At 44.5% G+C, this 26,924-nt stretch carries 34 protein-coding genes; 6 read left to right on the top strand and 28 right to left on the bottom strand.

The genetic code is table 11. From position 1 onward, the window contains the following. Positions 1-240: 240 nt before the first annotated feature. Genes AC4E8D_RS08455 through AC4E8D_RS08445 form a run of 3 tightly spaced genes read left to right on the top strand, consistent with a single transcriptional unit; the run spans position 241 to position 2,492 of the window. Positions 241-747: a DUF6773 family protein gene (locus AC4E8D_RS08455; RefSeq protein WP_221822770.1), complete on the top strand. Its 507-nt coding sequence runs from the start codon at positions 241-243 to the stop codon at positions 745-747. A gap of 23 nt (positions 748-770) precedes the next feature. Next, a complete protein-coding gene (locus tag AC4E8D_RS08450; RefSeq protein ID WP_175399435.1) occupies positions 771-974 on the top strand; it encodes a helix-turn-helix transcriptional regulator in 204 nt (67 codons plus the stop codon). Between the two features lie 60 nt (positions 975-1,034). Further along, positions 1,035-2,492 (top strand): erythromycin esterase family protein, encoded by a 1,458-nt coding sequence (locus AC4E8D_RS08445; RefSeq protein WP_260632881.1) that lies wholly within the window; start codon positions 1,035-1,037, stop codon positions 2,490-2,492. A gap of 145 nt (positions 2,493-2,637) precedes the next feature. Here the strand turns inward: AC4E8D_RS08445 and AC4E8D_RS08440 are convergent, their stop codons facing one another. From AC4E8D_RS08440 to AC4E8D_RS08355, 18 genes are all read right to left on the bottom strand, one after another. After that, positions 2,638-3,078 carry a GNAT family N-acetyltransferase gene (locus AC4E8D_RS08440; RefSeq protein WP_339307546.1) on the bottom strand — a complete coding sequence of 147 codons (441 nt, stop codon included), beginning with the start codon at positions 3,076-3,078 and terminating at the stop codon, positions 2,638-2,640. Positions 3,079-3,114: 36 nt separating this feature from the next. Then, positions 3,115-3,540 (bottom strand): GNAT family N-acetyltransferase, encoded by a 426-nt coding sequence (locus AC4E8D_RS08435; protein ID WP_221822766.1) that lies wholly within the window; start codon positions 3,538-3,540, stop codon positions 3,115-3,117. 157 nt (positions 3,541-3,697) lie between these two features. Beyond that, positions 3,698-4,291, bottom strand: a complete 594-nt coding sequence (locus AC4E8D_RS08430) for a leucine-rich repeat domain-containing protein (protein WP_221822765.1) — start codon at positions 4,289-4,291, stop codon at positions 3,698-3,700. Between the two features lie 52 nt (positions 4,292-4,343). Continuing rightward, positions 4,344-4,883: a CDP-diacylglycerol--glycerol-3-phosphate 3-phosphatidyltransferase gene (pgsA, locus tag AC4E8D_RS08425; RefSeq protein WP_221822764.1), complete on the bottom strand. Its 540-nt coding sequence runs from the start codon at positions 4,881-4,883 to the stop codon at positions 4,344-4,346. Further along, on the bottom strand, positions 4,883-5,428 hold the full coding sequence (locus AC4E8D_RS08420) for a ClbS/DfsB family four-helix bundle protein (RefSeq protein ID WP_221822763.1): 546 nt from the start codon (positions 5,426-5,428) through the stop codon (positions 4,883-4,885). The genes pgsA and AC4E8D_RS08420 overlap by 1 nt, the downstream gene beginning before the upstream one ends. 196 nt (positions 5,429-5,624) lie before the next feature. After that, positions 5,625-7,550 carry an ABC transporter permease gene (locus tag AC4E8D_RS08415; RefSeq protein ID WP_221822762.1) on the bottom strand — a complete coding sequence of 642 codons (1,926 nt, stop codon included), beginning with the start codon at positions 7,548-7,550 and terminating at the stop codon, positions 5,625-5,627. Continuing rightward, on the bottom strand, positions 7,547-8,302 hold the full coding sequence (locus tag AC4E8D_RS08410) for an ABC transporter ATP-binding protein (protein WP_339183347.1): 756 nt from the start codon (positions 8,300-8,302) through the stop codon (positions 7,547-7,549). The genes AC4E8D_RS08415 and AC4E8D_RS08410 overlap by 4 nt, the downstream gene beginning before the upstream one ends. A gap of 117 nt (positions 8,303-8,419) precedes the next feature. Beyond that, complete coding sequence (locus AC4E8D_RS08405) at positions 8,420-9,424, bottom strand: sensor histidine kinase (RefSeq protein ID WP_221822760.1); 1,005 nt, start codon at positions 9,422-9,424, stop codon at positions 8,420-8,422. Then, positions 9,421-10,110: a response regulator transcription factor gene (locus AC4E8D_RS08400; protein WP_221822759.1), complete on the bottom strand. Its 690-nt coding sequence runs from the start codon at positions 10,108-10,110 to the stop codon at positions 9,421-9,423. The genes AC4E8D_RS08405 and AC4E8D_RS08400 overlap by 4 nt, the downstream gene beginning before the upstream one ends. A 191-nt stretch (positions 10,111-10,301) precedes the next feature. After that, positions 10,302-11,066 carry an SDR family NAD(P)-dependent oxidoreductase gene (locus AC4E8D_RS08395; RefSeq protein WP_221822758.1) on the bottom strand — a complete coding sequence of 255 codons (765 nt, stop codon included), beginning with the start codon at positions 11,064-11,066 and terminating at the stop codon, positions 10,302-10,304. Between the two features lie 50 nt (positions 11,067-11,116). Further along, a complete protein-coding gene (locus AC4E8D_RS08390; protein ID WP_339308647.1) occupies positions 11,117-11,863 on the bottom strand; it encodes a class I SAM-dependent methyltransferase in 747 nt (248 codons plus the stop codon). 192 nt (positions 11,864-12,055) lie between these two features. Beyond that, positions 12,056-12,439, bottom strand: a complete 384-nt coding sequence (locus AC4E8D_RS08385) for a VOC family protein (protein WP_339183342.1) — start codon at positions 12,437-12,439, stop codon at positions 12,056-12,058. Between the two features lie 130 nt (positions 12,440-12,569). Next, positions 12,570-13,085: a GNAT family N-acetyltransferase gene (locus tag AC4E8D_RS08380; RefSeq protein ID WP_339307540.1), complete on the bottom strand. Its 516-nt coding sequence runs from the start codon at positions 13,083-13,085 to the stop codon at positions 12,570-12,572. 34 nt (positions 13,086-13,119) lie between these two features. Then, on the bottom strand, positions 13,120-13,644 hold the full coding sequence (locus AC4E8D_RS08375; RefSeq protein ID WP_339183339.1) for a YfiT family bacillithiol transferase: 525 nt from the start codon (positions 13,642-13,644) through the stop codon (positions 13,120-13,122). Positions 13,645-13,692: 48 nt separating this feature from the next. Next, a complete protein-coding gene (locus AC4E8D_RS08370) occupies positions 13,693-14,232 on the bottom strand; it encodes a GNAT family N-acetyltransferase (protein ID WP_449004282.1) in 540 nt (179 codons plus the stop codon). An 8-nt stretch (positions 14,233-14,240) separates the two neighbouring features. Then, positions 14,241-14,780, bottom strand: a complete 540-nt coding sequence (locus tag AC4E8D_RS08365; protein WP_449004166.1) for a hypothetical protein — start codon at positions 14,778-14,780, stop codon at positions 14,241-14,243. A 21-nt stretch (positions 14,781-14,801) separates the two neighbouring features. Beyond that, a complete protein-coding gene (locus tag AC4E8D_RS08360; RefSeq protein WP_449004167.1) occupies positions 14,802-15,242 on the bottom strand; it encodes a cupin domain-containing protein in 441 nt (146 codons plus the stop codon). A 6-nt stretch (positions 15,243-15,248) separates the two neighbouring features. Then, on the bottom strand, positions 15,249-15,926 hold the full coding sequence (locus AC4E8D_RS08355) for a class I SAM-dependent methyltransferase (RefSeq protein WP_449004168.1): 678 nt from the start codon (positions 15,924-15,926) through the stop codon (positions 15,249-15,251). Between the two features lie 181 nt (positions 15,927-16,107). On the opposite strand from AC4E8D_RS08355, the gene AC4E8D_RS08350 reads away from it, so the two are divergent. Then, positions 16,108-16,881 carry a sporulation protein gene (locus AC4E8D_RS08350; RefSeq protein WP_490206076.1) on the top strand — a complete coding sequence of 258 codons (774 nt, stop codon included), beginning with the start codon at positions 16,108-16,110 and terminating at the stop codon, positions 16,879-16,881. Positions 16,882-17,023: 142 nt separating this feature from the next. After that, positions 17,024-18,388: a hydroxysqualene dehydroxylase gene (locus tag AC4E8D_RS08345; RefSeq protein ID WP_490206075.1), complete on the top strand. Its 1,365-nt coding sequence runs from the start codon at positions 17,024-17,026 to the stop codon at positions 18,386-18,388. A gap of 91 nt (positions 18,389-18,479) precedes the next feature. On the opposite strand, the gene AC4E8D_RS08340 is transcribed toward AC4E8D_RS08345, so the two are convergent. Both AC4E8D_RS08340 and AC4E8D_RS08335 read right to left on the bottom strand, forming a co-directional pair. Next, positions 18,480-18,764, bottom strand: coding sequence for a hypothetical protein (locus tag AC4E8D_RS08340; RefSeq protein WP_490206074.1), 285 nt, complete (start codon positions 18,762-18,764; stop codon positions 18,480-18,482). Positions 18,765-18,791: 27 nt separating this feature from the next. Continuing rightward, positions 18,792-19,361 (bottom strand): DMP19 family protein, encoded by a 570-nt coding sequence (locus AC4E8D_RS08335; protein ID WP_490206073.1) that lies wholly within the window; start codon positions 19,359-19,361, stop codon positions 18,792-18,794. Between the two features lie 386 nt (positions 19,362-19,747). Here AC4E8D_RS08335 and AC4E8D_RS08330 point away from each other — a divergent pair, with 386 nt between their 5' ends. Then, positions 19,748-20,902: a glycosyltransferase family 4 protein gene (locus AC4E8D_RS08330; protein ID WP_490206072.1), complete on the top strand. Its 1,155-nt coding sequence runs from the start codon at positions 19,748-19,750 to the stop codon at positions 20,900-20,902. Between the two features lie 304 nt (positions 20,903-21,206). On the opposite strand, the gene AC4E8D_RS08325 is transcribed toward AC4E8D_RS08330, so the two are convergent. The 8 genes from AC4E8D_RS08325 to AC4E8D_RS08290 form a co-directional block, all read right to left on the bottom strand. Continuing rightward, the gene (locus AC4E8D_RS08325) at positions 21,207-21,878 is read right to left on the bottom strand and encodes a DUF3298 and DUF4163 domain-containing protein (protein ID WP_490206071.1); all 672 of its coding nucleotides are present in this window, start codon (positions 21,876-21,878) and stop codon (positions 21,207-21,209) included. Beyond that, positions 21,865-22,404: an NUDIX domain-containing protein gene (locus tag AC4E8D_RS08320; protein WP_490206070.1), complete on the bottom strand. Its 540-nt coding sequence runs from the start codon at positions 22,402-22,404 to the stop codon at positions 21,865-21,867. Before AC4E8D_RS08320 ends, AC4E8D_RS08325 begins: the two co-directional genes overlap by 14 nt. A 62-nt stretch (positions 22,405-22,466) precedes the next feature. Beyond that, positions 22,467-23,129, bottom strand: a complete 663-nt coding sequence (locus tag AC4E8D_RS08315) for an HAD family hydrolase (RefSeq protein ID WP_490206069.1) — start codon at positions 23,127-23,129, stop codon at positions 22,467-22,469. Then, positions 23,116-23,577 carry a GNAT family N-acetyltransferase gene (locus tag AC4E8D_RS08310; RefSeq protein ID WP_490206068.1) on the bottom strand — a complete coding sequence of 154 codons (462 nt, stop codon included), beginning with the start codon at positions 23,575-23,577 and terminating at the stop codon, positions 23,116-23,118. The genes AC4E8D_RS08315 and AC4E8D_RS08310 overlap by 14 nt, the downstream gene beginning before the upstream one ends. Positions 23,578-23,671: 94 nt before the next feature. Further along, positions 23,672-23,842, bottom strand: coding sequence for a YHYH domain-containing protein (locus tag AC4E8D_RS08305; RefSeq protein WP_094030640.1), 171 nt, complete (start codon positions 23,840-23,842; stop codon positions 23,672-23,674). Between the two features lie 109 nt (positions 23,843-23,951). Continuing rightward, a complete protein-coding gene (locus AC4E8D_RS08300) occupies positions 23,952-24,728 on the bottom strand; it encodes a Cof-type HAD-IIB family hydrolase (RefSeq protein WP_490206067.1) in 777 nt (258 codons plus the stop codon). Between the two features lie 81 nt (positions 24,729-24,809). Continuing rightward, complete coding sequence (locus tag AC4E8D_RS08295) at positions 24,810-26,372, bottom strand: PH domain-containing protein (RefSeq protein ID WP_490206066.1); 1,563 nt, start codon at positions 26,370-26,372, stop codon at positions 24,810-24,812. Further along, on the bottom strand, positions 26,369-26,866 hold the full coding sequence (locus tag AC4E8D_RS08290; protein WP_221822741.1) for a PH domain-containing protein: 498 nt from the start codon (positions 26,864-26,866) through the stop codon (positions 26,369-26,371). Before AC4E8D_RS08290 ends, AC4E8D_RS08295 begins: the two co-directional genes overlap by 4 nt. Between the last annotated feature and the right edge of the window lie 58 nt (positions 26,867-26,924).

The following is a 26,924-nucleotide window of genomic DNA, read 5'->3' as shown; positions in this document are numbered from 1 at the left end:
CGTATGGGCAGTCAATCAATTCCTGCCGGATGATACACAATGCCACTTCGATTGCAGTGTCCTCTACCAGTCGCTGTACGTTATTGTGTAACTTTAGATTTGTTTTATTTTCACAGATTGTATTTTATACCAAACAAAATGACATATATATATTGCAAAAAGACTCGAATAATATTATCATGAAGCTCATAAGAAATATTTACCACATTATTTTCAATCTCTATGAAGGAGAGGTCAATCATGAAATGGTTTAAAACAAATGGCAATCAGGATGAGCGTATCGTCAATCTGAAAAACAAGGTGTATAAGGAAGCTTACACTTTAATCATGTGGATCTGCGGCATCTCCATCCTGATCAAAAGCTTTCTCAGTTGGGAGACTTACTCCATGCTGACGGAAGTGATCGTACTTCTCGCAGGAAGTATCTATTTCGGAATTCGTTCCGTCATGCTGGGCATTTATTCGGATGAAGTTGAGGTCCATGACCAGACGAGCAAAATTTCATATAGCCTGCGCAACATAATTACGGGTCTTGTTATCGGTTTTTCTATGGCCTTGTTCCTGGGCATCCGAAGTTCTGTTTTGTTTGCCGAAACGGCGAATGAGAAGTGGTGGTTTTTCTTCTTCGTTTTTATTATTTCACTGCTGCTTTATATTCCGCTCTTTGCAGGATTCAATGTCATCGTTCATCACTTCGCAAACAAGGCGAGTCAAAAAGCCGCTCGAAAAGATCAGTGGGATTCATAGAAAGGATACAAGGGTGAATGAGCATGAAAAACATACGATTGAAAGTCGCCCGGGTCGAAAAGGATCTATCGCAGGACGATCTGGCACGGATCGTTGGTGTATCGAGGCAAACCATTGGTCTCATTGAACTGGGAAAGTATAATCCGTCCCTCAGCTTATGTATTGCCATATGCAAGGCACTCTCAAGAACACTGAATGACCTGTTCTGGGACGAAGAGCAGACATAAGCCGGATGGTTCCATTACGAAATCATTTATTATCACGCATATGATGAAGGAGGCATTATTTTGAACTATTTCAGGAAAAGAAAAACGGGTGCTGTACTTGCTCTGACTACCGCCATACTGGCCAATTCACTCTATCCAGCCGGACATGCAGGTGCTGCAGCATCAGCTACCATGGAGACCATTCAGGGGCAGGTAACCCAGGTGCAATCCGCGAAAACGTCGGATGAGAAAATTGCAGAATGGAACGAATGGGCTAGAGATCACGCATATCGACTGGATAGCATCCAGCCTGTGAAGACAGGTCAGGAGCCCGATTCCTTCTCGGATCTGGAGATGCTGAAACCTCTACTCTATGACAAGCGAATTGTGTTTCTGGGTGAAAGCTCCCATGGGGTTGCCGAATTTAATCTGGCGAAGACCCGGCTGATCCAGTTTTTGCATCAGGAAATGGGATACAACATTCTTGCCTTTGAAAGCGGTCTTTCCAACACATCGCTTGCTAATACCATGGTAAAACAGCAACTTCCCGAACAAACGATGAAAAACTCCATCTTCGGCGTCTGGTGGTCCAAGGAAATCATGCCTTTATTCGATTATCTCAAAACGAGCGCACAGACTGAACGACCCCTGATTCTAACCGGTTTCGACATGCAACTGCAATTCCCACTGTTGGACGGTAACTGGCTGAAGGATAAAGAGCTCGCCAAGCGACTCACACAAACGGAACAAAAGATGTCCAATTTCTCTGCCGGAACGGATCTGAAAGCCTATCGCGCTGAGAAAAATGAAATTATCAAGGTATACAAAGATGTCCTTCAATCCCTGAAATCCAAATCTAACCAGGCCTATCTGCAAAAAGAATACCCGGATCAACCGAAACTTTCCATGCTGCTGGAGCGAAGCCTCAGTGATCGAATTCGTGTAGCAAGGGAATATGTCGATCTTTCGATCCGTGCAACGGCTGAAATGGATGAAGGAAAATATGAGTCGTTTTTTGATTCCATGGAGTGGCGTGATCAGGCGATGCATGACAATCTCATGTGGCTCGCTACCGAAGTGTATCCCAACGAAAAATTTATTGTATGGGGACATAACGATCACATAAGAAAGGCGCATAGCGAAGTCATGGGCTCGCCCTATCCCATAACCATGATGGGAGAAAAACTTTCGGAAGAAATGAAAAAATCAAGTTATGTTTTGGGATTGTATGCATCCAGCGGTCAAACGGCCGATAATTCCGGCGGACTTCATGCCGTTGAGCCGGCAAAACCCGGTTCCATTGAAGGCATCATGTCAGCAACGAATACACCCTACAGTTTTCTGGACCTGCGGTATCAGAACAGGGAAACAGGCAACTCATGGATGTTCGAACCACGATTTGCATACAGCTGGGGCATGATCCCTGAGAGTTTTGTCCCACGCGATCAGTATGACGGCATTTTAATGATTGATGATGTTCATCCACCGCAATATATTCGATCATCCTCATCCGGCTCCAAAGAACAAAGCAAGGAATAAATACAAAAAGAGAGCTGCCAGCTCTCTTTTTTTTGTTTTCCAACTCACGTGTCTCTATTTACCTTGGTCGACTGCACCATAACTCCACGTCGATGTGTTAGCTAATAACAATCGCTGTTTTCGGTCACGAAAACAGGAAGAATAGTCAATTAAGATGCTTCCGGTAACCCTGAACCTTCTCATCCTTGAAACCTAACTTCTCATAAAATATATGTGCTTCCTTACGCTGATCACCAGACACCAGAATCATGTAACCACAACCCATATCTTTGGCAATCCGCTCAATCTGGAGCATTAACCTCTGCCCAATGCCCTGCCTGCGTACCTGATCCGATACAATCACATTCTCCACAACCATGAACGGTTTGCATGGACCCACCAGATCCATACACTCAATCCCCATAACGGACCCGACCAGCCTGTCATTGTAAAATGCTCCAAGCACATGATAATGACCATTCTGTTGTATGTAATGAAACATCTTTTTCATCTGTTGCTCATTGGTAGGCGTTCCCATCAACTCATTGTATAGCTGGCTTAGTGCCGGTAAATCTTCAAGTTTGATTCCTTTAATGGTAATCATCATAACCCTCCTGATTTTTCCTATTTCGCATGCTTTGTCTTAAGTAAGGTCCTTTTTAAAATAATAATGACTGTGTCCAGTCGGTGCATTCTCGATCGTTGTGATCAATTGGTAGCCATGTTTCTTGTAAAATTCCGGTGCTTGATAGGAGAAAGTGTTCAACATGACAAAATCACAAGATTTCTCTCGTGCAATTCGCTCAACTTCAAGCAACAACTGTGAACCATATCCCCGATGCCGTTGTTCAGAATCCACCCAAAGAATATCAACCTCCAGCCAGTTCCAGCAAAGTGTACTAAGCACACCTGCAACAATCTCGCCAGTCTCATTTTTGATATTGAAATTCAATTCTTCGTACCGATGCCTTAATTCCTCGCTCACATGTGCAGCATTATATGCGACTAATTGCTGGCGAACATACTCTGAATCCTTTGAAGTACTTGGATTGATATTGATTTGGGACATCCTCTTCTCCCCCTATCATCATTACTCACAGCCTCATTCATTTCTTGCATATTTTAACATAAAGTTATCCTTTACAAAAATAAAAAAACGTACCTTCCATAGCGGAAGGCACGTTGATGTAACTTGCATTTGTTCACATATGCTGTTTTAAAATACGCTACTCTATTTCTCTCAGATCAACGTACACGTGACCTACACCAACTTTGCCCAGAAGGTCCGTAACCTTCAACTCTATCCGAATTGGCTCACTACTCGTCCCCAGTGCAGTAATGTATAGTTTCTGTCCATCCATTCTGACATCTGCCAATTGTGGATCAGGGGAGTCAGCCAGTAGGATGAGGGTCGACCTAGCGTCATCTTCATCCTCAAACATAAAGGACAGGTCGATCTCAATCTCATCTCCATGAACATAAGCGATATTACCCGCAGGTGCCTCCACCAGCACAGGGGCAGCATCATCAAAATTATACATGTACACACGTTGCAGCAACGTGTGATGCATTGTGAAGTCAGGCTCTTCTCTCAGGGGGATGGAATTGTTCCTCACATCCAAGTATTGCAGATCAGATAGTCCGGCAATTCCAGCTGGCAGATGAACAAGCTCATTACTGTTCAGATCTAGTTTTTGCAGGGAGTTCAGCCCTGTCACATCGGAAATACCCGCATTTCTTGCATACAATCCTCCATTAGTCTGAATGAGAGCTGCCGCCAATTCATCTTTGGTCAGCGGATCATCCACATCATTTTGCAACCAATTGCGTTGTGAAGCCGTAGTTCATGGGTCTTCCTATATTCCTATATTCCTACCTTCCTGTCTGTAGCAACTTATAGTTTACTAGAATATAATTCAATCCCGATAACAGCGTAACTCCTGTTGCCAGCCATAATAAAATCACATCAACCCGCACCTCAGTTAGCAAACTAAACGGAACATGGTTCAACAAAATCGCAATGATGGCTGCCACCTGAAGCACCATTTTGATTTTTCCATACCGATCGGCTGCGAGAGCAATGCCCTGCTCTGTTGCTACCATTCGTAACGCTGTAATCACAATTTCACGTCCTATAATGATTACAGCAATCCATGAACTGATCATATTCTCCTGAACCATCATGACGAGCGCTACCGCAATCAACAGTTTATCCGCCAGTGGATCGAGCAGCTTTCCCAGATTCGTGATCTGATTATATTTCCTCGCCACATATCCATCCAATTTATCCGTACCTGCTGCTACTGCAAATATAATTAGTGCAATCATCACGTTTTGCTGATTGAGAAAACAGATCATAAACAATGGAATCAACGCGATTCTAGCCAACGTGATTTTATTTGCCAGATTCATTAGATATCTCCACTCCTCACATCCATGTTGGCTAACTGACCTTTTTTCCATTTTCGAATTCGGGTCCGAAAAGATTTAAAAGGGGCTACCGAATTAATCTGGATCCACTTCACCATAGCCCACCCAGGCTTGGTACCCGTCCACTGTCTCATCCCTTGTACAAATAACTCCTCTTCGCTAAGGGAGTTAATCCAGTTCTGCCATTGTTGTTCTGTCTCCCGAAACAAAGAGCGCAGCTCCTCCAGCGTATAACCTGAATACTTTTCGTAAAATGATTCATTTAACGGCCCCAATTGGTTCCATTTATACCCTGGTGCAGGCATATGACATTCATGTCCCAACTGTTCCTTTCGCTCCCAATCCATCACCAGGTTCATCCATCCCAGCTGGTAGGCGATCATCTGGGCAGGGGTTTTATCCACACCTTCAACCCACTTATCTTTGTCACTGTTATGGATGTCATTGAATTCTCCCTCAAATAATACATAGGTGCGTCGAATCGTCTCACTTAATTCTTTCTTCGAGGCATATAGAATTCCAGGCACGCTGCTCCACTCCCCTCGTTCCACAGTTTTACACGAATCAGAAGCATGGACTCTATCATCATTTCGACTCAATTCCATCATCCTTTTTTTTCAGTTTGCTTTATTCATTTCTGTAAGACAAAGGGCAGTCTGTAAACAATACAGCTGCCCTTTACTCAACCTATTTTGCTATATCAGCATACTCCTGTACCCAATTCTACAAGGCTTCCTTAATCACCCGTTTATAGTACCACACAGACAACAGGCCAAAAATCGAATATAACAATGTATAAACTATCATGACAATGACCGTAGGTGTCGCCAGCTCCGTACCAAAGAAAAACCAACCTGATTTCACGGCAAAGTAACTATGACTCAATCCCACCACAAGCGGAATACCGAAGTTAAACAACTGCTTGATCTGAATTCCCCTCAACAGATTGCCTTGCGTAAATCCAAGTTTACGAAGAATGGTATAATTACCCTTCTCCTCTTCGCTCTCGTTCATTTGTTTAAAGTACAGGATACATCCCGATGTAATCAAGAACGTCAAACCAAGGAAACCAACAATGAACATAATCAGTCCCATATTATTACGTTGGTTATTTCTGAACTCAATCTGGGAGAAGCTCGGTGCTTCCAACTGCAGCTCCTTATATACGGCATATGCCTCTTCAGCCTGCCCCTCTTTCAGAATACGTACACCATAGTAGTCAGCCCACTCGGATTTTTGCAGCTCGGGATCGAGATCCTGTCTCAGCTGTTGGTATACCGTTTCATCTACTACCGCTACAGGCGTGCCCCTAGTATAATACGCAGGAAGAACTCCCTGTTTGGTGGTTCCGATCAGTTGTTGGTCCAACGTTCGCTTCAACCCATGCAAGACGATTGGACCTGTCTCCTGAATGTAAATCAACTGCTTAATAGCATTTCCATATCCCATGAAGATCACTTCACCTGGTTGCAGATCTATGTTATCTACCATGTTGTCACTCAACACACTGCTGAACAGGTACTGTTCCGTCATGGACTCATCCATCACTTCATGAGCATCAATTTCAATATAAATAGGCTGTCTATGATTCTCCTCATATGGAATCTGTTTATGTTCCAACTCCGTTACAAAGCGATTTTTCACCTCAACCTGAGCAAATGAAAAATCCTCCGGCAAGCTTTCCTTCGCCTGAGCCTCTGCCGAATAATACGAAATGTAACTGAGTGACAGCATACCAATAGCAAGCGCCGACACGGTTGTAATAATCGTGAGCAACAATGCATTAGATTTCATGCGGAACATGATTGAAGATAAAGACAACACCTCATGAATAGTAAGGTATCCGTTTTTACTTTTGCGAATCAGATTAAAAATAAAACTTACCGAACCCTTATAGAACAGGTATGTCCCCAGTATGACCGAGAAGAGAATCAGGATCATCGTATACATCAACTGCTGCATGTCCATTGCCTCACCGCTGAACAGCCGTGCAGACATGAAGTATCCATACACAATCAGGGCAATGCCCAAGACGCCAATAATCATCTGTCCGACAGACATCTTCTGCACCTGCTGCTCCGAAGTGGCAGACACCCGAAAGAGTGAGAGAATGCTCTGTCTCTTGATAAAAGTGTAGTTCATCAGCATGATGAGCAGATACATTATCGTAAAGACAATCACCGTTTGCATCAGTGCCATCGGAGAGAAATACAGTTTCGTAATCGCATCCACACCGAGAATTTTGAACAATATCATCAATACCAGCTTGGACGCAAGAAACCCAATTAACACACCGATAGCCATGGAGCCAAAATAGAGGATACTGTTCTCCGCACTCAAAATACCAAAAATTCTGCCTTTCGTCAGTCCAATCAATTGGAATAATCCAATTTCTTTGCTGCGCCGCTTGATAAAGATCGTATTGGCATAGAGCAAAAAAATGCCGACAATGACGATTAACAGTACTGAAGATGCACCTATGGCCGCCGCACCTTTTGTTGAAGCAGCCACCTCATCCATGGAAGGATCATACTGTAACGTCACAAAGGAAAAATATAAGGCCACACTGAACACAAGCGCAAATACATAGAGATAATAATTCTTTAGATTTTTCCTGAGATTGCGGAAGATGATATAATTCAAGCTCATTGCTGTACACCACCCAATACGCCCTGGGTTTTGATAATATCGTTGAAGAACGATTGCCGGGACTCGTCTCCTTTATTCAACTGGGTGTAGATCTGACCGTCTCGAATAAAGATCACTCTGCTGCAATAACTTGCGGCAACCGGATCATGGGTAACCATAATAATAGTCGCTTTTCGTGCGCTGTTCATATCACTTAACTTGCCGAGCAGATCCGAAGCGGACTTGGAATCCAGCGCTCCTGTCGGCTCATCCGCAAAAATGATACTCGGCTCGTGGACAAATGCTCGTGCTGCCGAAGTCCGCTGCTTCTGACCCCCTGAAATCTCAGATGGATACTTGTCTTTCAGTTCATATATCCCCAGTTCACGGGCGATCTGTTCAAACTTCCGGTGTGCCTCCTGCTTTGGAATGTTCGTGATGGAGAGCGGCAATAATATATTTTCCTTCACCGTTAGCGTATCCAGCAGATTGTATTCCTGAAAAATAAAGCCCAGATGATGTTTGCGGAACTCAGCCAGCTGTTTCTCCTTCATTCCGGTAAATTCCTTGCCCTCAATATCAATCGTGCCCTGGCTCACCCGATCAATGGAGGAAAGTACATTAAGCAGCGTCGTTTTACCCGAACCCGAAGGCCCCATAATACCAACAAACTCTCCCTTGCTCACTCCAAGATCAATGCCCTTCAGCACTTCCTGTTTATTCAGTTTATTACCATAGACTTTATGAATTTTTTTGGCTTCCAGTATCCACATATCCCACTCACTCCTCTTAAATCTTCTGCAAAAATGCTCATGTCTATATCATAATCGGGATGTGCAGTGTTATCGTGTGATTCACCGAACAAAACCAAAAAGCATGTGACATTGTTGTCACACGCCTGCAAGATGCACCATGTCGTTTTTTCGCGGAAAAGTAAGTGTGACGGTTGTGCCCTCGCCAAGAGAAGATTCTACATGAATGTTCATATGAAGCGTCTGGACCACTTGACGAACCAAATATAGTCCCATCCCGGTTGCCGCCCCATCCATTCTGCCTCGGGTAGACGTAAATCCTTTATCAAATATACGCTGCAGATCTTGTGTCTCAATCCCTCGCCCGTGATCCTGAATGATCAGTACAATATGTCCATCCTGTTCCCGCGTTTCGATGAGGATATCCGATGAATCACTATACTTCACCGCATTGCTCAGCAACTGCCGGAGGATGAAGCCTAACCATTTGCTGTCTGTGAGCACGCGCGATACCATCAAAGACATATCAAAGCCAACACCCTTGGAAATGCACCACGATTTCAACGCTCGTATCTCGCTATTCAATACCGGTTCAAGTTCCGTCTCTTCGATGAACAAGTCATTGTGCATAAATGGAATACGCTTCTGATGAAGTTGCTGATCCAGTAACTGATGGATTCGTAACCATTCATATGTCATTTGGCTCTGTAACTTGTCATCTGGCAAGCGCTCGATCATCAGTTGCAACGCTGTCAGTGGGGTCTTCACCTCATGAATCCAGGATAACATCTCGTCCTTCTCCTGTTCTAGAGCGATAAAATGGTGTGACGTCTCCTTACGGTACCGCTGTGTCTGGGAACTGACCGCCTCATGTACAATCTGCTCATATGGACTTTCGGCGATATCGAGTTCTCTCAGATCATAGGTATGATCCCAGAGGCTCAATTTTCTATAGAAACGGGTCTCTTTCAGGTATCTCGCCCAGATAAAAACAAGACATACCACCACATTCAGTCCTACGATATACATCACAGATTGGAATGGAATGGACGAGTCCAGGTAGGCCACCAATAAAATAATAAGTTGCATGCTTATCAGTAGCCATAACCAACTAGCCCTTTCTCGTATGTACTTTCCGATCATGCTTCTGCCTCTTCCGTTGCCATGTATCCCTGACCTACTTTGGTTTCAATGTACTGCTCCAAGCCGATGGGTTCTAGTTTCTTCCGTAACCGATTAACGTTAACCGTCAGCGTATTGTCACTCACGAAATGCTCATGATCCCACAAGCTCCGGATGAGGTCCTCACGGGAAACAATCTGATTTTTGTGCTCGACCAGCACTTTAAGGATGAACATCTCATTTTTGGTTAACAGAACAGATTCATCCCCGCAGGTTAGTGTATTTTTCACATATTCAATAGCAGCACCGCGCCAGGTTCGGAGTTCAGTATGCTCTGTGTTATAGTTATACACCCTCCGCAAAGTCGCTTGGATCTTGGCAATCAATACATCGAAGTGAAAAGGCTTCTGGATAAAATCATCTGCACCCAAATGCATGGACATGACCATATCCGCAGGATGATCCCGTGAGGACAAAAAGATAATCGGCACATTGGAGTGCGAACGAATGATCCGGCACCAATGGAACCCGTCATATTGGGGTAACTGAATATCAATAATGACCAGTTGCGGCTGAATTACGCTGTACTCCTGCAATACCTTTCCAAAATCCTGCACACCATACACGTCATACGACCATTGGGACAAACGTTCCTTGATTTCAGTGAATAACGATTCGTCGTCTTCAATGAGCATAATTTTAAACAAGAGATTCACCACGTTTCTGATCTTCTAAGGTTGAATAAGGTAATCAGGCCCCATTGTTGCAGGATCACCTTTACCGTTACGAATCGTACTTCCGATCGCTGTTACCAGTGTACAGGGAAATTGGGCTTATATCAAAAAGGTATCCTTACTTATTACTTCACAAGAAAACAGGCAAAACGAAGTATACGATATTAACTCTCGGTGGAGTGTATAACATGGCTTGCATCACTGTGTTCATCGATCCGCACGATCAACTGCTTCGCTACATCTTGTGGCGATCTTAATTGTCCTGTTTCATATACTTGATTGAACATACCCGCAAGGGCGAACTCCTCTGCACTTTTGCCTCGTGCAACAGCCTGCAATTCCGTATCGACCATCCCCGGATCAAAAGCAATAATCTCAACAGGGTTCTGTTGCCCCGTTTGCTCCAGAGATACGCATTGGGTGAACATGTTCACGCCTGCCTTGGATGTACAGTACACTGCCATTGAAGGCGCGGGATAACTTCCCGAACCCGATGAAAGATTAACAATTTTACGTCTGGCGGACAGGTGATTTGTTTGTTGAATAAAAGATGAACTCAATATCATTGGCGCTGCGAGGCTGATGTTAAGACTCTGACTTATCTCTGCCGCACTGCACTGATCGATAGGTCTTAGTGGCTCCAGCATCGCTGCATTATTAATGAGTCCAATGAATTCAGCTTCCTGAGACGGAATTTGGTCCAATATGCGTGTAATCAAATCATCGATCCCATTCAGTTCGGCAAGATCGTACTGAACATGGCGGTAACGTCCGCTCCATTCCTCGCTTGATTCCAACAGATCCGAACCCCCGCGTGAAATACCGTAAACGTAATCCCCCTTAGCCAATAATAACTCTGCAAGTTGTAAACCAATCCCTTTGGATGTGCCTGTAATGATAAAGTGTCTTCTTCCTGTTTCTGTTCCCATTTCGATACTCCCCCTCCTCTATCTTCAATCGATCATATCCCCATATAAGCTTATGAATCTTTCTTTCTCCACAACGTGGCCCAGAGAAAAGGTACACCAAAACATAGTTCATGCTGCTCCATCGTCTTCATCGCACGGAACTCCACACATTCAAAGCCATCTTCCAGCATGTAGCGAAGCTTCTCCTCCGTGAATGCAAGACCACCTCGCATCGACTTCTCTTGATACACCTGCCAATCATTCATAACGATCTCTGGCCCACCAATATCTCCATAACCAGGAGCAAAACAAGTCATTCCAAAGTATCCTCCAGGCCGGAGTGCATTGTGGATCATTTCTATGTAAGGAATGCGCTGATGTGGTAACAGATGATGCAGACAACCCGAGTCGTAGACAAGATCATATTCTTGCTCTGGGGACAATTCGAACACAGATCGACATTCAAAATGCACGTCCAATTGCTCTTCTGCCGCCCTCTCCTTAGCCCAGGCAATCGCTGTCTCCGAAAGATCATAAGCATCTACCTGATAGCCTTGGCGGGTTAAATACAACGCATTTCTGCCCGGGCCACACCCCAGTTCCAGTGCCTTGCCACCGCTTAGCACACCTGCGTTCAGATGCGCTACCAGATTTTCATCCGGTTTGTTTGGGAAAAAGGGTATTGGTCTGTTCCGATCCTCATAGAAAGGTTCCCAAAACTGCTTGGCAGATCTGAAGTCCGCATCGAGCATATCATATAGATCCTGTACACTTTTAATCGTCTTTTCCACAACCACATTCCTCCTTAATCGCTCCATCCAAACCTTCACTTCCGACTATTCATTCCTCGTCATTTTCAATAAATCAGCCACACTCTATTATAACATTTTTACCCAGTAATTCTCTATTTTCCTTGCATGTTTCTACTCCAAAACATAAGCTTTTTCCCAACAAAAAACGACCGACATGAATGTCGATCGCTTACAGGCATAGCGGTTTTGAGTTGTAATTTACTTCGCCCGTTCCAAAACTGCAAAGTAATTTCCTTCATTATCAGCAAAGTTGAAAACTCGCCCGGTTGGCATCTCTACAATCTCTCCGACCGTTACATGTTTACTAGCCAAGTCGGCATATAACTGATCCAGATTATCGGTGAAGAACATTAACGAAGGTGTGCCCAGATTTACACCCGCCGACATCCGTTCAACGAACTCTTTGTCATGGAGAATAATACTCGTCTGCGAGTCTGGGGTAGGCGCAATCTCAATCCATCTCATGCCCTCGTCAAGGTTTACTTCATCCACAATGTGGAATCCTGCAACTTCCGTCCAAAAAGCCAGTGATTCATCTTGATTGTTGACATACAACATAACCTGGCCGACTTTGCTAAACATGGATCAATCACTCCTCTGCTCATCTAATCTCTCAACATCCTGCTTATCATTCTTCAAATTCCAATAGAGTATAACATGCAGGACCGCTTTTTTATCATCTTTCTTTGCAAGTACTAACTACACATTAGACTTATTGCGTGGCTTTTAGCTTCTTCGTAAGATAAAGTACAACATCGTCGTCCATAATCGTTTCTTCACCCGGCTGAATGTAATGATCATGTTTGTGTACACCGTGACCGTCTGGTATGTATCCGCGATGGGCATATAGAACTTGCGCTTTGCCATAATCGGAAAACACACCTACACCAATGCCTGCTACATCCGTTCGTTCCAGAATAACTTCCTCTGCTCGGTCCATCAACCGTGAACCAATACCTTGGCGCTGGAACTTCATCAACACATTAAAATCGTTAATTTCGGGAATACCTTGTTCCCTGAAAGACGGGTAGCTGGAATACCACAATACATTCACGTATCCGGCAAATTCTCCATTCAACTCGGCTACCAAGGTTACGCGTTCCCCATTCTGTTGTTCAGCCAAGTAATGAGTATACTGCTCAGCGAATCTCCCCCAACCCTGCTCCTGAAACGCCTTTGATATGATTACAGGATCGCTCTCATTTAATAGTCTGATATGTACACTCATTGATAATTTCTCCTCAACAAGATATTTTTTCTAGCTATATTCCCAGCCGATCCCGAAGCGATGTGATGTGAGCAACATGATGTTTGCCATGCCAAGCATACATGCCCAGATTGTAATCCAGTCTTGTCGTTTCTTTCGATGAGGGATGATAAAATTGTTTGGCATAATCTGCATCTGTCAACGCGTTTAACAGAAACACCCAACGACGATGGAGGGCATCCAGAATCTGAAGCGAGAATTCAACATCTAGGTCTCTTGAATCACTCAGTTCAGCCCAGCGCTCTTCATAATAAGGTCGAATCGTAGGTGTATCCTCTGTCAGTGCCAACTTGAAACGTATCATACTGTTCATATGGCTATCTGCCATGTGGTGAATGACCTGTTTGAGCATCCATCCACCTTCTCGATACGGCAGACTTAATTGCTCTTCACTTAGTCCCTTTACCGCTTCTCGTGCGCGTTCAGGCAACTCAGCAATGTCCCGAATCCACTGTTCTCTCTGCGTGGGCGTAACTTCGCCCGTGTGTACAAATGGTCCTAATGGAAATCTTTCATCCATCCATCATTCCTCCTTGTTTGTATGATTCAAAATAACTTTAAACAGGATCTACAGGGTATATTCCATAAGCCAACAATCTCGCATCTGTCCTTCATGCTGCTCATGTTTCTCCAACAGCTTAATCTTTTGGAAACCACATTTCTCGTAACAGGATATCGCTCGCAAGTTCCAGGATTGAGGGTCCATAACCACTTTACGGGCTTGTTTTTCATTAATCAGATAAGCCAGCATGGACTGCATCAACCGTGTACCAATGCCTTTATTCCAGTAGTCTGCCTGACAAATAAACTGATCCGTTCCATAGATGATCTCATCCGTGTCTCCATAACCATACTCCGTTCGTTCTTCTTCCTCAAGCTCATAGAACTGAATGTATCCAATCGGATGTCCTCCATATTCAACGATACAACGAGTAGCATCATCTTTCTGATTGTAGTAATGCTCTCTCACCTGTTCCAGGTCATGAGGCCGATCACGCCCTTCATAGTATTGAAGAACTTTCGGGTCTGACAGCCATTTCACCAGATGGTGTTCATCTTCTGTTTCCAAGAAACGTACGGTGATTTCATTCAATTCATATACATTCATCATTCGAATTACTCCTTATTGATCTCCAGATTCTCACCCGTAACCCAACTCAGATCCTTCCCTAACAAATGCTCGTTGTGAACATAATACACCATGGGATTCTCAAGCGGTTGAGTCGTTCCATCCGAAGATCTGAGCGTTAACCGCAACTTGTAGCTCCCTATCTCATCAGGTATCGCAAATCCTATCAGATTATCAGCTGATTTCATGGTTTTCCCCTGCGCCTTCAGATACTTTTCCAGAATGACTTGATCAAGATAGGAGCTGCCTACAGACGAAGGCAGGTACCACGCATCATCTTGTTCTTCAGTGAATGTGACCCCTTCCCATCCAGGGACAACAGGATACACCATATGTCGATCCTTGTCTTCTCTTTTTCGCGTTATCTCTAACTCTACCTCAACTGCGTCCGTATCAATCTGCCTGATTGTACCTGCCATCACAACATCCTGTGCACTCACACTTGGAATAACATAGCTGTATATGAGCAGAGTCACCAAGAGGATTATCGTTATTCCCGTAGTCCAAAATATTGTGCTTTTACGCATCTGTCTGATCCTCCCGTCTGGTTAATCATACTTCTGGAGTAGCTCCTTCTCTGTTAAAGATTGAGTTAACCTATCCAACTCAGGGGATGCCGTCCAATCACTGGAGGTATTCAATCCATGCTTGATGGTATGTATCGCGCTATGTGCAGACATGTATATATTATGGTGGATTCCAGGTTGGACAATGATGTGCTCTCCTGCACGCATCACTCGAATCGAAAATATCTGATCGTCTCCATAACTGGCATACGCAATCCATCCGGTTTGCACCACATAAAACTCCGTTAAGTTGATATGTACATGACTGTTTTGCCATGCTCCGTGGGGAGAGGCAACAGTTCTACAATAATAACTGCCATCTTCTGCTATCATTTTATATTTTTGTTCCCCGTTCGCCATCTGTTCGAAGCTGGTTTTGACACCCGTTTCACCATATTTCTGTTCTGAAAATTTTGTGTTCAATCCGCTTCACCTCCTTATGGCCTGCCAAATATACTTGCATTCTCTTACAGCAATCCTACCATCAACCTGGTTCTCCTTCAGCTTGACTTCCAGCTGTTCCCGGTACTCAGGCTGTGTATAATCCGAGTTTCCGGGGATATCGGAGAGAAAGATGGCAAACTCTTTTTCATCTGAGAAAATCATAAATGCCTCGTTATATTCCTCAATCTTGATCTCCTTAAATGCATTTCTTTCCAAACGCTCACGTACCTTTGTTATATCCGTATGAATACCAATCATAACTCCATCCTTTTGCAGCAATCTCCCATGCTCAATAATGGAAGTTGGACCTCTGCGATCATAGATCAGACCAAATTGCTTATCTTCAAATGGCATCTTTTCTTTTGTGCTGACACAGAAAAATTCTACATTTGTTATCGTGCTTGAATGAAGACTGTTCCGGGCTATCTTTATCATCTCTTCCGAATTATCAAATCCCATAATGTGATCGGTATATTCCGACATTTTCAACGTAAACTCCCCATGTCCACAGCCTGCATCGAGCACGGATGTATACTGAGGCAAAAGCTTAATCAACCTCTCTTCAAAAATATCTTCAGCAGAGTTACCTTCAAGCGTATATAAAGCTCTACCCTTGTATCCTCCATTACGTCGTGCAATCATATCGTACCATTCCATGCTCATAGAGTTCCTCCTGACAAAAAATCCCTTTATTTAAACATTCGACATAGGTAAGTCGATTCTCCTGTTTGGATATGTGATATATCTTTGCTAAAATATGAAACGCTTCTCTTCCAGCTTCCGTATTAAGGTCGAAGCCGTATGTATCCCATATAATAAACCATCTGATCTGGAGGTTGAGCGCATGTCATTTTTCAAGAAAATGTTAGCCAGTGTAGGTGTTGGAGCAGCCAAAGTAAATACGGAATTGCATACACCAGAGGTCACGCCCGGAGGAATCATCTCGGGGGTTGTGTACATTGAAGGTGGAGATGTGGAACAGAACGTAGATCGAATCTATCTTTCAATCAAAACCCATTACATACGGGAGCGCGATGATCGTAAAGTAAAAGAAACAGCCGTTATAGCCAAATATTTGCTCACCGAAGGTTTCACATTACAGCCTGGAGCCAAATTGGAGAAAGACTTCTCATTTGACTTACCAGAAAACCTGCCTATTACGCTACATCGTGCAGAGGTGTGGGTAGAAACGGGCCTTGATATTTCAAGCGCTGTAGACCCCTCAGACCGGGACAGATTGCATGTTGTTCCTAGCAAAGACATGAACACCGTGCTCGATGCAATGGATATCCTCGGCTTCAAACTCCGTGAAGTGACAAACGATTATGCACCGAAACTGGGCGGCAATCTGCCATTTGTTCAGGAATTCGAATATGTGCCAACCAACAAATTCCGTGGGCATCTGGATGAGCTGGAAGTCATGTTCTATCCGATGGGCGATTCCCTGGAGCTACTATTACAGATCGACCGCCGCGCTCGCGGACTCAGTGGAATGTTCTCGGAAGCGATGGGCACAGATGAGAGTTTCGTCCGCCTGCATCTGTATGAAAGACATCTGGCACGGGGTGCGCATTCTGTTGCTCAAGGACTGGAAGAAATCATTTCCAAACATATCTGATTGTCATCTGTACCAACAGCACTTTGGCACATCCGTGTCGAAGTGCTGTTTTTTTGTACTACGATAACTCGATCTCAATTATGTATAGAAGCTTTTGTACAGGAGTTAATGGGTATATTAGATATAAAAGGAGGGAATATGATTGTCTACACAACCCAACAATTCTCAGATGAACAAAGATCGAATCATTGTCATCGGTGCAGGGCTCGCAGGTTTGAGTTGTGCCTTTGAACTTGTGGAACAGGGAAAGTCTGTACTGGTCCTCGAAGCTGCCCCCTATGTAGGCGGACGCACAGGGAACTGGAATGAGCGGGGAATGGAGGTGGAGTCCGGGTTCCACAAATTCATTGGATATTACAAAGCACTGCCAGATCTGCTTGAACGTGCTGGCATTGACCTTGATGATATGTTGGTATGGGAAACCACGATGGAAGTCCGTCACCCAAATGTCGATGAGCATGGTGAATTTGGACTTGACGTTATTCATGCTCCCCTCAAAACACTATCAGGTGTGCTGGGAAACAATAATTTCATCACGCCAGCCGACAAGGCTTCACTTATTCCTTTTTTAACTGCTGGCTTCAAGGAGTGTGTATCCAGCCCCGAGGAACTCGATTCAATATCGGTACTTGATTTTGCGAATCAACATGGGGTAAGCGAACAGGCTCTGCAACGAATCGTTGAACCGTTATCTTCAGGCATTTTTTTCATGCCACTTGAAAAATATTCTGCGTATGCCTTCTTTGGCCTGTTCCTGCCGGGTATTCCTCGGATTCATAAAATGCGAATTGGTGCCTTTACTGGCGGTATGACGGATGTCATGTGTGCACCTTTGGCTGCTGCCATCACGCAAAAAGGGGGACAAGTACGAATCAACGCCCCAGTAATCCGACTACTCTATGATTCGGAGGGTCTGAAGGGTGTTGAACTGGAAAATGGTGAACAGCTCTCCGCTACACGTGTTGTTGTAGCTACCAATATCCGACGTTCCCAACAATTACTTGAAGAGCACTTCAGTGAACATGAATGGTTTCAGCCCTTTTTGAGTCTGGATTCCATGCCACACGTTACAGCACAGTTCGAATCAGAGCTGCCGCTCCTTCCCGAGGACCGTACAACCTTTGGGCCAGGCACCGACATCGGTTCATTTGGGGAGCAATCCCGAACAACGTTTCGCGGGCGTCCTGGCAGAGCTTCAATCATTCTGGTTAATCCCGACGAACTCATTGATCTGCCCGATGAGGAAGTATGGGAGCGTACCAAACAAGGGTTGGTCGATATCGGACTTGCCGAAGGTGTGTCTTCCGTAACGGATTACCGGATTGTTCGGGGGAATGAAAACTTTTATCGGATCTCACCAGGCAATGAGCCCAAGCGACCCGAACAAGTGACTCCAATTCAAGGGTTATACCTCGCTGGGGATTACACTAAACAGCCCATGTTCACCACCATGGAAGGTGCTGTGATATCTGGTCAGAAGGCTGCGGCCGGCATTCTTAATATATGAGGCTAACGAAAAGCAGCCCTATTATCAGTGATCTGACAATAAGGGCTCTTTTTAGTGTATAAAGAAACATGTGTTACGAGATTACTATCGACTAGGGGCGCTGCTTCCGCTGCTGGAATTGTGAGAGGATAACATAATAAGCAGTTCCAAACAGGATAACTGCGCCTATGCCAACGATTATCATGGAAGAATCCCACCGAACAATAGTTCCAAAAGCAACCTTGGATTGCAGTGGGGTACCCAAAGAAGCGGTGTTTGTCAGATCAGGTACGTAATTCATAGTCATGATCATGCCTTGAACGACATTCCAAGCTGCATAACCAATGATGAATAACAGGGTAACCAGAACGGATTCCATCGCTAATCGTTTGTTCATGTTTGTCATTTACCCCCTCTTCCCAATTCAATTAGACAAGATGTGCTGCATTTCCTGTTTTAAACGATCTTTATTTTCATCCACATATTGATACAGCAAGTCGAAGCTTTCTTCGTTATCCGATTGCATGCTCAAATTCGCGGCTTCCAGTTCAATCTGCTGTAATACCTCATGAATCTGTTCCCCATGTGTTTGCAGGGTTGTCGTGATGTCATCTTCAGACAGGCCATTCACATTATCTCGTAATTGTCCGTGCGTTACCCCGCTTTCGGACAATATCTGCTCTATCTTTTTCAGGATCACGACATCTGCATCATTGCCGATCCGCCCCATCGCTGCTATTGTCTCACCGAGATACTGTCCGCTGATATTCTCAAGGAAACCGGTCATCCCGTTCATGGACAGCTCGGTATCCAGATCAATGATTAGAATGATATCTTGCAATACTTGCGGAAGTTCCGGCCCACTTTCTCGAATCGTCGCAAATTCAGCCCGATACAGGTCCATGGCAACACTCCCCACCACTTCTTCACCCGACATCTCTTCAAGCTGATCGAGTGGTAACAACTCCTGCAATTCTTCTTGTAACTTGTTCATCTTTCTCTGCCTCCTGTATCTCTCTGTCTAAATAGTTTGAACGTGTTTTTTACACTGGACCACTACGCGGTCAGAATAAACTTCCGATCGCTGTTATCCCCAGATTTTTTCAATCCCTTTATTAAAGGGTAAAATCCGGTGATAAAGGCGAACGCTCCGCTTCTTCAGTTTTTTTCTGCCCTCTCCGTTTCGTGTAAATTTCAAGTTCAACTACGCCGACACGTTATTACATCATAGCAGAATACGCTATATAAGTTGAACTTATGGAAGTTTACATGTTCGTGCAGAAGTCATTTTACAGGGAATATCGTCAAGTTAACGTGCACTTGACCTCTGGAAAATGTTCCGCTGTTATGATCTTGGCATCACGAGTCTTGGGAGGGGTAATGATGCGCCTGGCCTTGTTCACAGACACCTATCTTCCGGAAACCAATGGTGTTGCTGGCACGCTCCACCGCTTGAGTAATCATCTGAACCGCAGAAGAATTGAACATCTGCTGTTTACTCCGAACTCCGTCATTGAAGGAAGCCATGAGACTCAAGTCCGATCGGTTGCCAACATCCCTTTTTTTCTGTATCCCGAATGCCGCATTGCTCTACCCAACAGAGCAAACACACACAAACAGCTACAAGCCTTTCAGCCCGATCTGCTGCATATCGCTACGCCTTTTAATATGGGGCTGCTTGGTCTGAGGTATGCGCTCAAACACCATCTTCCGCATGTTGTCTCCTACCATACCCACTTCGATCGTTATCTCGAATACTACCGGTTGAAAAGCATGATTCCTCTCTACTGGAAGTATATCCAGTGGTTCCACCGTGCCTGTGATGCAACCCTAACTCCATCGCAGGAAACATTAAACACCCTTCAAGCCCAGGGCATTCAACGTCTGAAACTTTGGTCTCGCGGGATTGATTGCAACCTGTACTCCCCTGATAAACGCAGCTCGGATATCCGTGAACGATACCACATCACCGCTCCCCTTATTTTACTCTACGTTGGACGCATTGCCCCGGAAAAAGATATCACTACACTCACGACTACCATGCAGCAGTTGCCCCAGGAAATGCAGTCCCGTGTACACTGGATCATCGTTGGCGACGGCCCATCTCTCCCCAAAATGCGTCTGCAATCCCCACCGAATGTCACCTTTACAGGCTATATGCATGGCGAAGAACTTGCTGTTATGTATGCTTCGGCAGATCTGTTTGTGTTTCCTTCCTCTACGGAGACATTTGGCAATGTGGTACTGGAAGCGATGGCTTCAGGACTCCCTGTGGTGGCGGCCAATGCCGGAGGTGTAAAGGATCTGATATCCCACAACGGTGTATTATTCGAGCCAGGTCAGGCTGATGCACTGATTCGGGAGATATGTCTCTGGGGAAATCACGTGAACCAATTGAGGATAATGGGACTGGAAGGCAGAAAGCTGGCTGAGCAGCGGTCGTGGGAGCATATTTTTGATACACTAATCGGGGATTATGAGGAGGCTATAGAACATCGGAACAGACGAACGAAAGATCGAATTATTACAGCGTAGTCGGACGAAATCAGCTTCTTCCAACAACCCATAATAACCGCCTCTGCCCTCTGTTAAGTTAAACTGGTTCGCCCCGTTCAGGCCGACCGTAGCAGCATGTGCACGCTACTACAGTCGGCCTGAAACATGTTTCCAATACACTTCATAACAAAACCTACATATTGGAATGGGTTGAGCTGTTACACGGTATGTAGAAACATAGGAGCCGAAGTTATTGAAATTATTTAGAGTATTTTGAATGATTGTATATATAGAAAAAGACATGACCTCATTGAACTGGATCATGTCTTTTATTGCAAAAACTCTATTGGTTGAATTTACTGAACGGGACTTTGATATCTACAAACCCTTTAGCGTAGGGTGCAACCTCATAAGGGTAGAATCGGATGACGATCCCCTTATCATATAAAAAGAATTCAGATGTTTGATCAAGCTGAAAATCATAAATATTTTCTTCAAAAATAGAAACTCCTGCATTATACATGGCTAATAGACTGTTGGAGATTGATTTCTCTACCTTCTCCATCTGAGTATCGTCTTTAACATACTCGCTTAGCTTCAGTTCTTTCCCCGTTCTTAAATCATAGTTATATGTTTTTGTTGCATCCATTCCATGTGCTCCGCCAGTGTACACATGATCTTCATATACCACAGATAACTTTTCTTTTGCATTGTATTTTACACTGGCCATGGTAATGTAGAAATAATTTTTGTTTGATTTCTTTTCTTCCTTGTCCAGGCGAGCTGCTTTCACTGCGTGGAGTTTAAATGTCTTGTTCAGCTTATCCGTTACAGATTTATTACCACCTGTTAGATGTATGTATGGCTGTCCTTTGTAATACTGGACCTTCGTTTTCACTGTAATCGTGCTGCCTGCCTCTACATGACTACTCGGAAGAATGATAGCAATCAGTACAGTGATCAACAGGTAATTGATCCATCTCAATTTTTTTCTTTCAGTTCTATATTTCAACATTATTGATAACCCCCTTTGGCTCAAATGATTTCGTTTCCTGCATTCTGTTCCATATTACCTGTGGAGTGCCCTTTAGGTCTGTTCCGCTCTGAACGTTGCCAATCCAGATGTCTTCTGCTCCCGGGTGTTGTAAATAGTGCCTGAGCGTTGCTTTGATCAGAATAGACAAATGTACGTCCAGCACCTCATCCAGCGGTATCCAGAATAACTCGCCTTCATCCGAGGGTACAAAATGTCGATGCGTGGTCTCTCCGAAATATACAAACTGCTGCCAAATCTCACCACCGTTAACTTCCAACAGAATATATCGAAGCCGAAAGTGTTCGACATCCTCTTGCTTGAACCCGGTCTCTTCTTCAATCTCCCGATAGCTTGCGCCCATGGGTGCGTTCAGTTCCCCTTGTTCCAGATGTCCGCCAATGCCACCCCAAAATTCAAAGTTAAATAATCTGCTGCCCGCCTTCTTCATCATCAGCATGTCTGAGCCATTGCCCAAAAACGCTGTAGCCATCTGTCTAATCTCCATATGTATGTTCCTCGCTTTCCAGACTGTGATTATAGGAGTCTACTCGTCTATATAACCGCCTTCTAAAGCAGTTTCTTCAACTCACTTAGATGTTCAATCGTATGTAAAGGACCAGTCATAATGCTGTCCTGCCACGGCTGGTTAACCTTCATCCAGATCGTACTCATGCCAACGCTTGCCGCTCCTTGAATATCGTTCACCGGATGATCGCCAATGTAGATGCATTGCTCTGGGCTTAGACCGAAATGATCGAGCGCAAGCTGAAATATGCGTGGATCGGGCTTTTTGACTCCTGCCTCTTCTGAAACAATAATATGGTCGTAATCCTCCCGGATACCGAGTTGATCGATTTTTCCATACTGAATATCGGTCTGCCCATTGGTAATTAACCCGGTTTGATATTTCCCCCGCAGATGCTGAACGACTTCTCGCGCTTGTTCCATCAGAACTGAACTTCGCACATACTCTCTGCCATAGAACTCCATCAGTTCTGCATGTGGCGGATACTCTGCCCAAGGCAATTCATTCAACAACTCGTTGAACAGAAGGGGTTTGTCCTTATAACCATCCTGGTCGAGTTCAATAATTCGCTTGCTTATATCTTCGGTTGACTCCAGGTGACCAAAATAGGTCTTGATTAAACGCTGCGTGAAGCCGCCAAAGGTCATCGTTCTGTTCAGAATTGTATTATCCAAATCAAAAATAACCGCTTTAATATGCTCCATCTTCCTTCTCCCCCAATTCCAGTACATGCGTTATCTTCTCCGTACTCGTCACTTCTCTAAATCCCAAGTCGCGATAAAAAGATTCAGCAACCGGTTGATCCGTGTACAGAACCAGTCGAGCGTAATGATTTCCCGCTTTTTGAATAACCGCATCCATCAGCCTGCGCCCAACCCCATGTCTTCGAAATTCTCTCATCACATAAAGCCTGCGAATCCTTCCGGTATCAGTCATTTCAGAATAAGGATCTCTGTTCAAACCGCAGATCCCAACCACCTTATCGTGCACTCTGCATTCAAAAAGCGCTTCATCTTCTTGCTGGAATGTATTGATTCCTGTCTCATATTCATGGATTAATCGCTCGATATGTCTGAACCCCTCATTGGAGCTTTCGGCGAGCATCGCCACTAACTCTTCATAATTCCATACCGATATCTCCTGTATCCGCATGGTGTAACCGCCTCCATCATTTTAAATCAATGGTACACATGCAAACCCAACCATACATTGAACGATGGCCGGGTTTATCTTGTAAAGCTCATTCTCATTTTTTCTTTTTGTGATAGTGATAACCCGTGCACAGACCCTTTTGTTTGGATTTGGCTGAACAATTATGTCCACCATTCTTATCCAGTCTGCCTGGATGAGCATAAGCGGACGAGGATACACCAACAAGTACGACAAGAGACAGGATTACGATAACAACCTTTTTCATAAGTCACCCTTCGATCAACACCCTATGCTTTAGGGCTTAATACGTGCTATATCATTCTACAATAAAATCCACAATTTGGATATAATCCACCTTTTTAGCCGATCCATTCTCATAAAATCTTAAATTGCTTTAATGCACGGGTGACTCCATCTTCACTTGCCCGCAGGGTGACATAATCGGCGCTTTGTTTAATTCGTTCTCCGCCATTTCCCATCGCAATTCCGATTCCCGCATACACTAATAGATCCACGTCATTCTCCCCATCGCCAAAGGCCATTGTTTCCTCTCTGGATATCTTCAGGTAGTCGAGAACTTTCTCTGCGGCTATAGATTTGCTGACTTCGCTCGCTTCCAGCACATTCACTACATACGGATGGAATCTCACGAATCGTAAAGAAGGAAATCTAGATTGGAATTTCTCCGTCTCCGCTTCATCTGCATATAAACAGATGCAATATACGTCCTGTTCCAACGTGCTAATTTTCTGCGGGGAATCCATGAGTCCAAGTGTATCTCTTAACGCCTCAGCAACACGACCATCTACTGTACACAACCCGTTTGTCTCAAATGACTCTGTAAAATATGAAATACTGTGCCCCTGCAACTCGGCAAACTCACTGAATGCTCTAACCATCTGTGCTGAAAGTACAGACTTATGTATCACTTCATCACCTGCTTTGATCAATGCTCCATTAGCCGAAATGATCGTATCGATTCCGAGATTTCTGAATTCTTCGCATAAATTATAGGGCCTGCCTGTGACGAGTACGACTCGAACGCCTTTACGAATCAATCCCCGGATCGACTCAGCTGTACGCGGTGATAAACTCCGATCTATTTCGCTCAACAATGTACCGTCCACATCAAAGAACACAGCTTTCAGCAAATTGCTCTTCCTCCTCTATTTTCAATTAAAAAGAGCAAGCACAGAATAACCTGATGTGGTCTTCCTGCACTTGCTCTGCAATTAACGGGTCTGAACATCTTGGGTACGTCCCATGTACCATGATTGAAATGATTTGGCCGTATCCAGGGAAATGTCATGTGCCCGATGATGCAGTACTGGTTTGGCGCGGTTTACCGTATGAATGGAAGCCACACCGAACCAACGCTGTAACACATTACGGGTGATCTGCACTTCGATGACTTTCTCACGTTTGGAGATGAAGAGTGTTGAAGTGAGCGCTCCGGTTCGAAGTTGAATGAAATTCTGGTGCAGAATGTATCGGGTATGGAAAAAGTCCATCACTCTGCATGTTCCAATCCACACGAGCAGAATCGCGGAAATCATCCACCAGGCATGTTTCTGCCCAAACACCACTGGTTTGAAGTACCACAGTAAACCCGTGATAATGATCCATCCCCAACTTGGTTTGAGCAGGCGCAACCATAATGATATTTTCGGAAGTTTTTCCATCTCCTGTGTGACCCGATAGGATGGTAGAATCTCCTTTATCAGGATATAGGCTTGCTTCACAGGCAAGAAAGGATAAAGCGAATTCACCTCCTGCTCGGATTCCCCCAGACTACCCGCAGTCGTCAGTTCTACTTCCGCCAGTCCAAGCAGCCTTTTCATCGGAGACTGTGTAATTTTCACGGCCTGTACTCGTTCTTTCAGGATTGAAAATGACGTTTGCTCCATCATGCCCTTCGAGATATAGATCCGCTTGGCATCCGAGGTGATCTGGAAATTCCCATATTTTACGAAGGTTCTGACTATGCCCAGAGCAATAGATATAATCAATAAAACTAAAATCATCAAACCGGCAATCCACCAGGAATCAAGCCAGGTTAATAACAAACTTTCCGTTACTTCTTCATCAGGGAAGAAGTCCTTCACCCAGGAATAAAGCGTAGCCAAGACCGGAATCAGTACGAGAAAACTAAGCGAGGTAAAGGATGCTTTGAATATGTCCTTGCGGGTGGAGTGATAATGAACAATCCGTTCCTGTTTTTCTTTTGCAGGTAGAGACATCGCTTCAACAGTTATAAAAGGTTCGGATTGCGCCTCTCTCTCTTCCATAACCTGAACTGCATCCAACGTATCATGTTCCTCTGCTGCCCCTGCTGTTTCTGCTTCTTCAGCCATATGACCTGCTACAATTTTCTCCAGCTGTTCCGCTTCGGAAAGTGAAACAACGTGTAACTGAAAGGTAGCATCTTCTCCCTTAATTCCGGTCTCGAATCGAATCGACGTCACGCTGAACAACCGATGAAACAGCGTTGTATGACGATTCACATTCTGGACCTTCGTATAAGGTATCGTTCTTCGGGTACGGTTAAACACACCACTGTAGATGTGAAAAGCCTTAACGTCTGCTGTATAACGAGAAGTAAACCACTTCCAGATGATCGACACAATGCCGATGGAAATCCCCGCATAAAAGGCGATCCTTCCATAGAAAAGCCATGGGGACTCTGATCCCTGACGGAAAACAAACAAAAACAGGACGATGGCGAACGAATTCTTCACCAGTTTCCACAGACTCCACAGCATGGTTAATGGATGATGTCGCTTCAGATCGATCATTCATCCACCTCATTAATCCGCGCATAGGATGCAATCTGATGACGGAGTGCAAGCGCGACTTCCTCTGGCAATGCCGGGATTTCATGCGATGAACCCATCGTGCCAACCGATACGGAATAGAGTCCATATTTTCGCATCAAAGGTCCCTGATTTGTTGTAACCGATTGCACTTTTGCCATGGGGATGATCTGATGTACCTTGGTTAGCGCCCCACGCTTCAGTTGCAGGAACTCCTCATTCACATCATAGTACCAATGCTTGTATAACCATGTCGGCTGGATCAAAATATCCCACACCGCGTAGAGCACAGATATGGCTGTAACGCCCCACAAGATCCAACCAATCCACGTCTTCCATCCATAGATGGAGTCGAGTATTAACAGTACGGCAAGGATCAGAAAGCCTATTACATTCCATATGATGGCGCTAATTCTCCACAAGTTTACCGCATAAGGGGAAAGCCTCTGCTCGGGTATATTCCACTGTATTGACATATGTTCACTCCTTTTCCTCGGGTACATAAAAACACACATGATACACTGTACGAATAAT

Source organism: Paenibacillus sp. SRL342 (assembly GCF_984798905.1).
The sequence above is the reverse complement of the archived record's forward strand: the minus strand, read 5'-3'. Positions and strand labels throughout refer to the sequence as shown.